This window comes from Hyphomicrobium sp. CS1GBMeth3 (assembly GCF_900117455.1).
Lineage (GTDB): Bacteria > Pseudomonadota > Alphaproteobacteria > Rhizobiales > Hyphomicrobiaceae > Hyphomicrobium_C.
This window is the reverse complement of sequence record NZ_FPHO01000003.1, coordinates 186815-198819: the sequence shown is the minus strand read 5'-3', so window position 1 is coordinate 198819 and position 12005 is coordinate 186815. Positions and strand designations below refer to the sequence as shown.

11 protein-coding genes are annotated in these 12005 nt (G+C 59.1%); all 11 read left to right on the top strand.

Going from position 1 to position 12005, the window contains the following annotated elements; genetic code table 11:
• The first annotated feature begins 410 nt into the window (after positions 1-410).
• The 11 genes from CS1GBM3_RS20080 (at position 411) to CS1GBM3_RS08210 (ending at position 11804) form a co-directional block, all read left to right on the top strand.
• Positions 411-1061: a site-specific integrase gene (locus CS1GBM3_RS20080; protein ID WP_244534593.1), complete on the top strand. Its 651-nt coding sequence runs from the start codon at positions 411-413 to the stop codon at positions 1059-1061.
• Positions 1062-1571: 510 nt separating this feature from the next.
• Positions 1572-1850, top strand: coding sequence for a hypothetical protein (locus tag CS1GBM3_RS08255; protein ID WP_072394336.1), 279 nt, complete (start codon positions 1572-1574; stop codon positions 1848-1850).
• Positions 1847-3826, top strand: coding sequence for an AAA family ATPase (locus CS1GBM3_RS08250; RefSeq protein ID WP_139247853.1), 1980 nt, complete (start codon positions 1847-1849; stop codon positions 3824-3826). The genes CS1GBM3_RS08255 and CS1GBM3_RS08250 overlap by 4 nt, the downstream gene beginning before the upstream one ends.
• Positions 3827-4240: 414 nt before the next feature.
• A complete protein-coding gene (locus tag CS1GBM3_RS08245) occupies positions 4241-4642 on the top strand; it encodes a hypothetical protein (RefSeq protein WP_139247852.1) in 402 nt (133 codons plus the stop codon).
• Complete coding sequence (locus CS1GBM3_RS08240) at positions 4639-6159, top strand: hypothetical protein (protein ID WP_072394330.1); 1521 nt, start codon at positions 4639-4641, stop codon at positions 6157-6159. The genes CS1GBM3_RS08245 and CS1GBM3_RS08240 overlap by 4 nt, the downstream gene beginning before the upstream one ends.
• Entirely contained in the window at positions 6156-6554 is a 399-nt protein-coding gene (locus tag CS1GBM3_RS08235; protein WP_072394327.1) for a hypothetical protein, read from the top strand. The genes CS1GBM3_RS08240 and CS1GBM3_RS08235 overlap by 4 nt, the downstream gene beginning before the upstream one ends.
• On the top strand, positions 6551-7342 hold the full coding sequence (locus CS1GBM3_RS08230) for a hypothetical protein (RefSeq protein ID WP_072394324.1): 792 nt from the start codon (positions 6551-6553) through the stop codon (positions 7340-7342). Before CS1GBM3_RS08235 ends, CS1GBM3_RS08230 begins: the two co-directional genes overlap by 4 nt.
• 80 nt (positions 7343-7422) lie before the next feature.
• Positions 7423-7701 (top strand): hypothetical protein, encoded by a 279-nt coding sequence (locus tag CS1GBM3_RS08225; protein ID WP_072394321.1) that lies wholly within the window; start codon positions 7423-7425, stop codon positions 7699-7701.
• Between the two features lie 7 nt (positions 7702-7708).
• On the top strand, positions 7709-10171 hold the full coding sequence (locus tag CS1GBM3_RS08220; RefSeq protein WP_072394318.1) for a tape measure protein: 2463 nt from the start codon (positions 7709-7711) through the stop codon (positions 10169-10171).
• 221 nt (positions 10172-10392) lie between these two features.
• Entirely contained in the window at positions 10393-11421 is a 1029-nt protein-coding gene (locus tag CS1GBM3_RS08215; RefSeq protein WP_171946466.1) for a MarR family transcriptional regulator, read from the top strand.
• A gap of 188 nt (positions 11422-11609) precedes the next feature.
• The gene (locus tag CS1GBM3_RS08210) at positions 11610-11804 is read left to right on the top strand and encodes a hypothetical protein (RefSeq protein WP_072394313.1); all 195 of its coding nucleotides are present in this window, start codon (positions 11610-11612) and stop codon (positions 11802-11804) included.
• Positions 11805-12005 lie beyond the last annotated feature (201 nt).

Sequence of the window (12005 nt, the reverse complement as noted above, 5' to 3'; positions counted from 1 at the left end):
CGCGCACTAACACATTAGCCGCCGTGGCCGCTGACTACTTCGTGCACATCCGAACCCGCGAGAAGCCTATGTCGCGGCCTGATGAGGTCGAGGGCACGTTACGGCGCGGCTTCATCGACACGCTCGATGCGGACGGCTTACCCCTTAACGAGCGACCTATCGTCGATATCACCTGGAACGACGTCAAACGCGCGGTGCTCTCAAAGAAGGCTGAGCTTCGCCGAGGCACCGACCAGCCGAAAGCCGCGGCAGGGCGAACCCTCTTTCGTCTTACTCGCGCGTTCCTGAATTGGGCCGTCGAGGAGGAAGCGTACGGCCTTAAGGCGTCACCCTGCGCTGGGCGCCGCCCGAAGGGGATCCTCGGCACGGCTGAGCCCCGCAAGCGTTGGCTCAAGGACTATGAAATCCGCTTGTTCTGGAAGGCGACCGAGAGGTTGGGTTATCCATTCGGCGACATGCTTCGCGTGTGCCTTCTGACAGGCCAACGGCGCGGCGAGGTCGCGAGTATCGAACGCGATGAAGTTGATTTCGCGCGGGCCGAATGGATTGTGCCGGCGCGCAAAATGAAGATGAAGGATCCCCATTTTGTGCCGCTTGCGCCTCAGGTGGTAGAAGTCCTGTCGCGAGCGCCGCGCCATAACGAGGGGCAATTCGTTTTCTCGGGTACGGGAGGAAGAGAACCAGTATCGGGCTTCTCGAAAGCGATGAAGCGCCTTCGCGATGAAATGAACGCGCTCCATCGCGAGGAAACGGGCAACCCGAAAGCGGAGCTTGAGCATTTTCGCTGTCACGATTTGCGCCGAACCTGCCGAAGCAAAATATCGAGATATACAACTCAGGAGATCGCCGAGCTGATCATTGCTCACCGCCCAAAGGGCATCGTGGCGGTTTACGCGCTTTACGATTTTGCAGACGAGCGGCGAGAAGTCCTTCGGCGCTGGGCGCGGGAGGTGGAATCGATCGTCACCAAAAAGCCGGCGGAGGTCATCCCGTTCAGCGCGGCAGCGCGGCTCAAAAAGCCCGGTCTGATGAGGCTTCGGAGGCGTGGATCCTTAAAGTGAACTATCAGTTTTTACGGCTAACCGATTGGTCTATCCACCATTCCGTCGCTTTCTGTCTATTGACAGAACGGCCCCTTACTGCCAGGTTAACCTTACCGCCCAGCGGAGGGCACCCCCACATCGACCGGAGACTGACAAATGCACACGAGCGACTGCGTGCCCTGGCACGCGACCGACCTGGTACGGGTTCGCGAAGCAGCCGATTGGCTGCGAATGGACCCTTCAAATTACTATAAGAAAGCTCGAAAGGGCCTCGTGCCGAAGCCGATCAAAAACGGCCGATCGGCCCGCATTCTCGGCAGCGAGCTAATCGCGATGCACGAAAGAATGGTGAGCGCCCGAAACAAGATGATCGCATAAGAAAACCCCGCGAGCGGCTGCTTCTCGCGGGGTTTTGACGTGTGACAGTGATTTCGATGCGACAGCTTTTATTTATCGTATAACTCAGAACTCGTCAAGACTTTCGAGGCATTGCCGCTCGTTTTTGCTCAAGCAGAAACGAGGATCCCCATGTCACGAAAAACCGTTTTTACTAAAGTTGACGCGCACTCGTTTGCGCTGCGCTTCCTCCGCACTAGCACCGAGTTCAGCGAGCTTTGGTACTGTGACTACTGGCGCGGCTTGACGACTGACGGCCTGCCGCTCGTTGGCTACGAACTAGATGATGAGATTGAGCGCACCTTTTTCCTTCTATACGGCGCCGGACCTTCGCCGCGTTTCGTGCGTCGCGTCGTGCGCGCGCTCGAGGTGATCTGTCGGAATCGCGCTGGGTGGGGGGTGGCCGCATGACCACGTCAACCAAGACAGCCGCTCTGAAGATGGCCAAGCGGGGGTTCCGGGTTTTCCCGATCATCCCCGACACAAAAATTCCGTTCGTTAACGAGAAGTCTCCCGACTTCAAGAAACTGAACGACAACGAGAAGGCGTGGTCACGCAAGCATCCGTCGCTGTGCGGCGGCATACACCTTGCCAGCAAGGAACCGGAGGTCATCAAACGCTGGTTCGCTGAAGTGCCGTCGATGAACTACGGCGTCTCCGGTCAAGGCCTCTGCATCTTGGACGTCGACACCAAGAACAACAAACCAGGCATTGAGGAGCTTTGCGAGCTCGGCGATATCCCCGAGACATTCAAAGTCGCAACTCCGCTCGGTGGTCTGCATATCTATTTTGCAAGCGAGAGCGTCGGTCAGCGCAACATCCGGCCCTCGATCGAGATCCGGAGCAAAGGCGGCTACGTCGTCGGCCCTGGCTCGGTGTTCGCCGGCAAGAAATACGTCGTCATCGCTGATCGGAAGGTTGCGGAGCTACCGGAGCACATCCGCTTTGAGCTTGCGAAGACGCCTACCCGCGACACGAACGCCGCAACGGCTGTTGCAGCCCTAGACACTGATGCCGCAATCGAGAACGCAATCGCGTTTTTGCAGCTGGAGCCTGGCGTAGAAGCAGACCGCAACGTCACGGCGTACAGAATCGCCTGCCAGCTTAAGGATATCGGCCTGTCGCCCGCCATGATCGCATCCGTCATGATGGAGCACTGGAACGACAAGAACGACGAACCACTAGAAGCCAGCGAAATCGAAACGGTCGCTCACAACGCTCACCAGTATGGTCGGCACTCGGCGGGCTCGAGCAATCCGGAAGTCGAATTTGGCGACATATTCAGGGAGCTGCCTAAGGTTCTTAAGGACCTGCAGCGACTGCCCTACGAGAGTCGCTGCTTCGCGGACATTGAGCCGCAAGCTATTCGGTGGCTTTGGGAGGACCGGATTGCCCTCGGCAAGCTCACGCAGCTCGCAGGTATTCCGAAGGTAGGGAAGAGCCAGTGCACCGCGGATATAGCAGCGAGAGTAACTACCGGGGGCCAATGGCCGGACGGGGGAACTGCGCCATCAGGTTCGGTGATACTTATTACAGGTGAAGACGACGCCGCCGACACGATCCGACCAAGGTTCGACGCCGCTGGTGCCGACGTTCAGCGCATTCACTCTTTCGATTGGGCATTAGTTGAGAGCGGAAAGAGAGAACAGTTCCACGTTGAACGTCACGCCCCCGCTCTACGTAGAATGATCCAGGACATTGGAGATGTGCGCCTTGTCGTCATTGACCCTATCCCGGCCTACATGAGCGGTGACGACACCCACAAAACAGGAGAAGTCCGAAGCGCTCTCTTGCCGCTCCAAAATCTTGCGGCAGAGGAGGGCGTGGCAGTCGTTCTGGTCAATCACCTGAACAAAAATTCTAAGGAGAAATCCGCCATCAACCGTGTCGGGGGTAGCGGCGCTTTCGTTGCTGTGTGCCGCTCCAACTGGCTTGTCGCGCTTGACCCGGAGGATGAGCGCGAGCCGCATCAGCAACTTCGGTTGCTCCTGCCGATCGGATCCAACATTGGCCGAGACGCTGGAGGGCTCGCTTTTCACGTTGAGGATGTGGTCTTGCCAGGCGGGATCAAAACTTCCCGGCTGAGGTTTCAGCCGGCGCGGGTGACTCGGTCAGCGGATGACGTCCTCGCCGCCGTCAGTGACGGCGCAGGCGGTGCTGTTTTAGAGGCTGAGGCATTCCTTCGTCGAGAACTCGCGGGCGGGGAATGTCCGTCAAAGGTCGTGATGAGTCACGCGACGCATCTGGGAATAGCGCCGGCCACTTTGAGCCGCGCAAAGGCTCGGCTGAAAGTCACCGCCGTCAAGCAGGGCAAAGATTGGTTCATGAGGCTGCCGCCGATTGCTAGGCCTGACCCCGCCGAAGAGTTCGGCGACATTTTCAAGTGATCCAGCGGGAAGGATATCAAGAGCGCGGTCCGACTACCTTGATAGATTTGATAGCCTTGATAGCCTTCCGGCTTTCTTCTCAAAAGAAGAATATCAAACATATCAAATATATCAAAAAAGTCGTATAAAGGGGCTGATATTCTTCCTGATCACCTTCTCCGCCGAAATTGCCCTTCGTGCGGGGAAGCTTGCAAACCTCTACAACTCGAAATTTTCTGCGCCTTAAAGTCGACGGTCCGCGAATGAGAGAGCCCCTGATCAATAATATGAGGGTGTATTGCAAAAATACTTGCAATATTGGCATATTACTCCCATAATAGCATTTGCAACTGAAACCTAGAGCTACATTAAAGCTACATTTGACTGGGAAAGTACCCCGAAAATCGCGCGTCAGTATCGTTAAGGAGTTGAGTGTTGTCACCGAGAAAGCCCGCCAAAGAGCGCCGGTCGCGGAAGGGCATCAAAGTCTTCCTGCCGTCCCTAGCGCAGCTCGATCGCAGGACACGCGCCGCTCAGCTCGTGTTTGAGCGCCGGTCCAGACTTATCTCCGACTTAGGCGGGGAAGATCGTCTCTCGTGCGCGCAGATCGCGCTCATCGAGAAGGCGGCCGTAATGGATACGTGGCTCGAGGCGACATCGGCTGCCTGGCTCAAAGGTGAGCCCCTGGACGTCTCGTCTTACACGACGACGGTCAACGCACTGAACCGCACGCTTCAGCTTCTGGGGCTCCGGAGACAGCCCAAAGACGTCACTCCGGACCTCAAGAGCTATCTGGCCTCCAAAGCCGCTGTAGCGGCGGACCAGGCGGCTGCGTGACCATCCAGGCCACGATCGACGATGCCCTCTCAGATCCGCTTCTGCTCGGTGCGGCGCTGGGTGACATCAGCTCATGGTCGACGTGGCGGATCATCCTCAAAGCCGCATACGGGCTGCCGCTCAACGATCAGGAGCTTGAGGTATTCTCGGTACTGGCCGGCGGCCGCGATCCGCCCGAACGGCGAGTAGCAGAGCTCTGGATCGTTGCTGGCCGGCGATCAGGCAAGACGCGAGTAGCAGCCGCGGTTGCGACGTTTGTCGCTGCGTTCGAGGATCACGCGAGCAAGCTAGCCCCGGGTGAGCCTGGCTACGTATTGACCCTGTCTCCCTCAATTTCCCAGGCAAGAGCTGTCCGCAACTACGCCGAAGGCTTCTTTCGATCGAGCCGGATCCTGGCACCGATGCTCGGTAAGACGACGGCTGATGAGCTTCACCTGCCGGGTGACATCGTGATCGCCACCCATGCGAACAGCTTCCGCACGGTGCGCGGGCGAACGCTGCTCGCTGCCATTTTCGACGAAAGTGCGTTCTGGCGCGATGAGAGCTCTGCGCTACCCGACGTTGAGACCTATCGCGCGGTTCTGCCGGCGCTGGGCACGACGGGTGGGATGCTCATCGGTATTTCGTCTCCGTACCGGCGTGTCGGTCTGCTGCATCAGAAACACCGCGATCACTTCGACCAGAACGACCCTGATGTCCTGGTCATTCAGGGCGGCACGCAAATGTTCAACCCCACGATCGCGGAGTCGGTCATCAGCCGGGCCCGTGAGAGTGATCCTGAGGCAGCGCGGGCAGAATGGGATGCCGAGTTTCGGTCCGATATCTCCGCATTGCTCGACGACAGATCTATCGATGCTGCTGTTGATTACACGCGGCCACTCGAATTACCGCCCCGTGGAGAGTTCACATACGCGGCCTTCACGGATGCCAGCGCGGGGCGACATGATCATTTCACTCTCTGCATCGGCCATCGCGAGGGTGACAGATTCATTGCCGACGTCATTCAGGGGGCGCAGCCTCCCTTTGACCCCAATGAGGTCGCCAGCCGGTATGCAAAACTCGCGCGCGAATATCGCTGCAACAAGATCATAGGTGACAACTACGCTGGCGAGTGGACGGTCAAAGCGTTCCAGTCTGCGGGGATCTCCTACACGCGATCCGACAAACCGAAGAGTCAATTATATCTCGAAGCGTTGCCGTGGTTCATGCGGGGCGCAATCTCGATCCCGAACCATCAGCGCCTAATCCGAGAGCTCAGGTTGCTCGAGCGCCGTGTTGCTCCGAGTGGCAAAGATCGCGTCGACCACGGTCAGAGCGGTTCCGACGACTACGCGAATGCTCTAGTCGGTGCCCTCGCAGCAGAACTCAAGCCTCGCGGGGGGACACGGGTCGGCTCCATCGGCATCGATGGAAGCGGAGGTCGGGTCAAGATTCGCGACGAAGATGAACCAAAGACGCGGATCCGTTGGGTTCGCGTCGATGAGCTCGGAAACGTTTTGCGGGAGAGCTGGTCATGAGCGACATCCGCATCGGCGACGTCGTGACCTTACCCGGAGCGTATTTCGAGGGCGCGCGCTGGGTTGTCGCTGGGTTCCAAGGCAGCCCCGCTGGCGTGCCGAGCTACGCGCATCTCAAGCTGATCTCCAAGACCGCCAGCGCGTCTTACACAGCCTATCCGCAGGCGCTTGAGTTCATTGAACGCCCTGAGTTCGAAATTGGCCAGCGCGTCACCGTGAACAGCATGCCGGGTGAGATCGTCGCCGAGGATCCCGAGCAGCACCAAGGCGAGAAGCGCTTCCAGATCCGTCTTGAAGCTTACCGCCAACCGATCCCGGGTGGCGGCCAATTCAGACACGAAAACGCAAAAATGAGCGTCCCCGCGTGGGCGCTAACGGTGGAGAACAGGACATGAGATTCACAGAAACCGAGATTAACGCAAAGATAGCGCCGCGATCGGTCCGCTGGCCGGCAGCAGAAACCAACCCGGTATGGAGTGCGCTCCATCGCGTAGTCGCCGTGGCAAAAGAACAGGTCATCGCGGCAGACAAGTTCATCTCTGAGCGCGAGACCGATCCAGACCTCTCCGACAGCGCGAGGATCCGTAAGATCGGTGAAGACGCGAAGCTGTACATCGATCTCCTCATCGTTAACGACTTGCCGGAACTCCAGAGCGCCACCGCTGCGGTTGAGCGGTTTTTCGACAACATAGCGAAAGGCACGTTCGCCAAAGAGCGCAAGCCGGGTCCTTACACATCTGACGATGCTTTGGCGGCGGAAATCCGCGCGCACGTAGCTTCTCAAAAAGGCAAGACCGGACAGACCGACGCGCCGTACCAGTTTGCCTTCAAACATCGCAGCGATCCCCGAGTGTTTGAAGCGATCACAGGAGCGCCAGCGTTCCTGTCAGGCCTGACGGACGAGCAGATGACCACGTTCGCCGGCTCGGCAGCGGAAGCGCTTTGGCCTGATGAGATCCAGGCGAAACGCGAACTTAAAAAGGCGCTCGCCGAAGCAGGCCAAGCGGTGAAAGCCGCTGAACGGATGATCTTCGAACGCTCTAACGGCTGCCTTCTGAAGACCGGCAGTGGCTACCAAGTGAAGCAAATCGGTAGCGGCGCGCCCACCAAAAACTCCTTCAGGCCGAACCCGATGCGGGATCCGGCAGTCGCGGAGGAGCGTCGCCGCGTCGCTAATTCCTAATCCCGGCGTCTCTCCTATCGCCGGGCACCCAGGGGAGGCTGGCCTGATCATCTAGCCTCCCCGTTAGCCTGAGAAAAACGATGTTACAGAACTTTGAGCAGCGGACGGTTGATGACGCCCTCTCTACCTTGCGGGGATACCGCGAAGGCGTATCGAGCGCGAAGCGAGTGCTTTGCGGCAGAAACGTCACTGCTCAGCGTGCCCAGCGCATCGCGAAAGTTCTTATCGAGAACGGCATCACGATCGCCGAATTGCAGCACGCCGCAAACGTGCTCACCGTCAATAGAATTTGTCCTCAATCGCTGAGCCGCATGCGCGCCGAACTGGTCGCGCTGGGCCTCAAGCCCGATAGTCAGTAGGTGCCCGATGACCGACGTAGCTTCACTGGGTTTCGAAGTCGACAGCGCACCGCTTACCAAAGGTGCAACTGAACTCGACAAGCTCGCCGCAGCAGCCAAGCGAGCCGAGGATGCCGCGACCGGCATGGGCTCGCGCGCACAAGATGCCGCGAAACGCGCCGAAGCTGCGAACACCACGGCAGCGACATCGACGCGCAACCTCGGAGACGCATATAGCAGTCTCGATGTTGTCGCACGGCGAGCAGCTGCAGCGGTGGGTCTCATCGCTGGCGCATTGTCGGCTGCCGCGATCAGCGGGCTGGCGGACAGTTACAGCGACCTAAGTGCTCGTGTCGGCTTGGCTGTGCGAAACATGGATGCGAGCGGCGTTGTGATGGACCGCTTGGCCGATATAGCGCGCCGGACGTACTCTTCTCTCGAGCTGACGGCAGAAAGTTTCGTCCGTAACGCGACGACTTTGCGCGAACTCGGCCGATCGGCGAACGAGACGCTCGATTACACGGAAGCCCTAAACCTCGCTCTTGTGGTCAGCGGTGCCCGGGCAGACCGCGCCCGGCAGATCCAGGAAGCAATGACTCGCGCGATGGCAAGCGGGGCCTTGCGAGGCCAGGAGCTCAACACGGTCATTCAAAACGGCGGCCGTGTAGCCGAAGTGCTCGCAGAAGAGCTTGGCGTCGGTGTCAATCAGCTTCGCGGGCTCGGCGAGCAAGGCAAGATCACTGCAGACGTAATTGCGACGGCGTTGATCAGGCGAATGGAGCAGTTGCGTACTGAGACGGAGAAGATGCCGACCACCATTGGCGACGCCTTTCAGCAAATGCGCAACGCGGTGCTTCAGCTGATCGGCGTCTACGATCAGCAAAACCAGTTGTCTGCCACACTTGCCGAAAACTTAAAGTACGTCGCGGATAATCTCGATATAGCGGCAAAGGCGGCGCTCGTCGCGGCTGCTGCGTTCGGCGTTATGTTTCATGCGAGTATTCTCGCGAGCGCTGTTGCGCTAACGAAGGCTATCGGCGTCGGTCTCGTCGGAGCAGTCACAGCTCTTGGAGCGGTCTTGCTGTCCAATCCGTTGACGGCTATCGCGACCGTGATCGCAGGAGCAACAGCGGCTGCTTCCCTGTTCGGCGATGAGTTGCGGAAATCGGAAGGCATACTCGGTTGGTTTGGCGAGAAGGTCGACTGGCTAACCGACAAGCTTTATTTCCTCGGCGACGCCTTCAACGCGGTGCGGCTCAAACTGAGCGCGTCTTCTATCAACGATGACGCCATGCAAGCGGTCGCGCTCAGTATCGCGAAGCTCAACGAGGATCTGCAAGCGTTTGAGGAAGCACGCGACAGAGCGCTGGGAAGCGGTGTCTCCACGACAGTGATCGATCAGACCATTGCGTCCATTCGTGGCCAGATCACCGAGGCTACCAGAGAACACTGGCGCATGAACGAAGTGCGCGAGGCTTCCGAACTTTCGTTCACGGAACTCGTCGCACGTGAAGCACAGAAGCGCCGGGAGCTCTGGGCATGGGAGCGGGGCACCTCGGTCGCACGGGATCTCGGTCTCGATGCAGCTGGAACGCGGTCTCCCGAGATGCCCGATATGAAGGCATACGACCGCCGCACCGAAGCCGTCCGTCGACAGGTTGAAGCCATGAAGATCGAGGCTGAGACCTACGGGATGACTGAGGCCGCCGCTGCTCGATATCGCACGCAACGTGAACTCGAGAATGAGGCTGTGAAAGCGGGGATCGAGCTTACAGCGATGCGCCGCGCCGAGATCCTACTTGAAGCCGATGCCCTTGGCCGCGCGACCGCCGCGATCGAGGCGAAACGCGCTGTCGAAGATTATCAGACGACGATGGAAGCGGAGGCTCAGTCGTATGAGCGTAGGCTTCAGATGCTCCGAGAGTTCGAGGAACAGCGCATCCTGACGACGCAGGAGTCTGCAGAGATGCGGAAGCGGATCGAGCAGGAATACATGCTGCTCGTCGCTCAGACCATGTTGGACACGACAAGCCGCGTTGCCAGCACGCTTGATGCCATCGCCGGCTCAATGGACACGAGCAGCAAGAAGCAGTTCGAGCAGGCGAAGAAACTCAGCCTCGCAAGTGCTGTGCTCAAAGGCATAGAGAGCGCGGTTAGCTCGTATGCGGCTGGCGCCAAGATCGCAGGTCCCCCGCTCGGTGCCGCATGGGCTGCGCTGTCTCTTGCGGTAACGGGGGCCCAGATCGCGAAGATCAAGAGCACCAGCTTCAACAGCAGCGCCGCAAGTGGGGGTATGAGCGGCTCTGGTGGATCAGGCGGCAGCCTAGACGCTCCCACACCGAACCAGGGCGTAGGGCAGCAGGGCACACAGAACGTGACGATCTCTCTCGTCGGGTCTCGCTACAGCCGTGAAGAGGTTCGCGAGCTTATCCAGCAGATGAACGACGTCATGCCTGATGGCATCGTGCTCAATGCGGGTGTCGCAGCGTAACCTTCGGGAAGAGGAATCGGCCTCAAAATGAAGCGGGCCCCAGTGCGGTTGCCGCCGCACAGGAGCCCTTGATCCATCTCACTGGTCTAGCAGGAGACGAACCCATGTCGACATTCTCGCTGTTTACGCGTGCGCGTCACGCGTTAAATTTCAGACACAACTCAAACAAGCACTTACACCCGCCGAGCTCAAGTAGCGGCTTAATCGGCTACTTCCTTGCTGTGCTCACATCGGCAGTGCTCGTGGTCGCAAGCATGGGATTTGCGGCATCGTTTGCGTGGGTAATGGGGTCGACGTATGGACTGTTCCTCAGCATCACGATGGTGCTGATGGCGGTAGGGATCGAGCTCGGCAAGCCTCTGGCGTTCTCGGCTGCAATCTCCGCGCTCCGAGAGTGGCGCCTGATCCCCGCTCTCGCGCTGAGTACGGCAGGGCTCGCGGCTGTCGCATTCAGCGCGACCGCAGAATTGAGCTTGAATGCCACGATGCGCGGCGATCTGGTGGCTCAGCGCTCAAGCAACGCCGATGAGGTGGCAAGCGCCAATGCCAGGTACCTCCGTGTTGAATACGAGCTGACGGCGCTCGCGCCTTCGCGGCCTGCTGCTGAGATCCAGGCTGAACTTGACGGTCTGCTTCTGCGTCCCGGTGTCGACGGATGCCGCGAGATCAACGGGCCCATCACGAAGGAGGTGTGTCCCCGCGTTGCGGAACTCCGCGCAGAGGCTGCACGGGCCCAGCGCCGCGGCGAGTTGCTGTTAGAGCTCAAATCAGCGGAAGCCGATCGGAAGGCGTCGCCGGCCGTGTCTCAAGCGGATCCTGGGGCTGCCGCGTTGAGCGCGTACTTCGCAGCGCTGGGTGTCCCGGTCCCGACAGAGAAGCTCAGCTTGTGGTTGCCGCTAATCGCCGTGCTTGCCCTTCAGACGGGCTCAGCGACGAGCGCGTTGCTAGTGCAGGCTATGAGGCCAAAGCCCGTAGAACCTGCTGTCCCAGCGTCCCAGACGCCTGAGAAGGGCAGCGGGACACCGATGGATCCCGACCCACCCAGTGCAGGGACAGAGCCGTCAGACAGGCGGGGAATTGCCAAGTGGCTTGCAGCGCATGCGAACGGCGCGGCGATTTCGATACGCAAACTTGCTCGCGAGACCGGCCTATCGAAATCTGCATTACATCGCGAACTTCATCGGCTCAAAGAGGCGGGGCTGCTGGTGCTCGAAACGACGTCATCAGGAACGAAGCTTCGCGCGGCGTAAGCGGCCAAGATCGATACGGATAAGGGCTGCTCGAGAGAGCGGCTCTTTCGTTTTGGGCGACAGGATTTTGACAAGAATGTTGACATTAATGTTGACGTTTATACCAATAAAAACAAACACTTAGCTTAGTGATCGGTTAAGCAGAATCGGGCAAGCTCTTGCGCATCAACAGCAAAGGAGACTTAGGGATGACCACCAAAGAAAAGCTGATCGACGCCTTGACGGACTATTGGAACGACGAAGAAGCTAACCCGCCGATTGCGGCCTGGTTTCTTCTCCTTGAGCTCGGTGCGTTTGGCGGGGATCACCGGCAGAAGTCGGAAAGCCTTACATTGCCGGTGCCGAGCTTGGTGCGCTGTGAAGCTTCGGTGGCTGGTGTCTGAAGAGGAGTTTCGCCAGGACCTCATCTGGACCGTGATCATCGCCGAACTCGGCCTGTGCCGCATCCGAGGGTCCTGGTACACGATCCGCAATAATCGCGACCTCCTGCGAGCGGTGAACCGTGAACTCACCGCCGCGGGACTTCGCAAAGCAACGCGAGAAGAAGTCGATACACTAGCGCTCTGGGCGCACCTTATCCGCGG

Excerpts from the sequence above, each read along its gene's own strand:
- CS1GBM3_RS08255 (WP_072394336.1), top strand. The coding sequence starts at position 1,572 with ATGTCACGAAAAACCGTTTTTACTAAAGTTGACGCGCACTCGTTTGCG.
- CS1GBM3_RS08230 (WP_072394324.1), top strand. The coding sequence starts at position 6,551 with ATGAGATTCACAGAAACCGAGATTAACGCAAAGATAGCGCCGCGATCG.
- CS1GBM3_RS08225 (WP_072394321.1), top strand. The coding sequence starts at position 7,423 with ATGTTACAGAACTTTGAGCAGCGGACGGTTGATGACGCCCTCTCTACC.
- CS1GBM3_RS08250 (WP_139247853.1), top strand. The coding sequence starts at position 1,847 with ATGACCACGTCAACCAAGACAGCCGCTCTGAAGATGGCCAAGCGGGGG.
- CS1GBM3_RS08220 (WP_072394318.1), top strand. The coding sequence starts at position 7,709 with ATGACCGACGTAGCTTCACTGGGTTTCGAAGTCGACAGCGCACCGCTT.
- CS1GBM3_RS08210 (WP_072394313.1), top strand. The coding sequence starts at position 11,610 with ATGACCACCAAAGAAAAGCTGATCGACGCCTTGACGGACTATTGGAAC.
- CS1GBM3_RS08235 (WP_072394327.1), top strand. The coding sequence starts at position 6,156 with ATGAGCGACATCCGCATCGGCGACGTCGTGACCTTACCCGGAGCGTAT.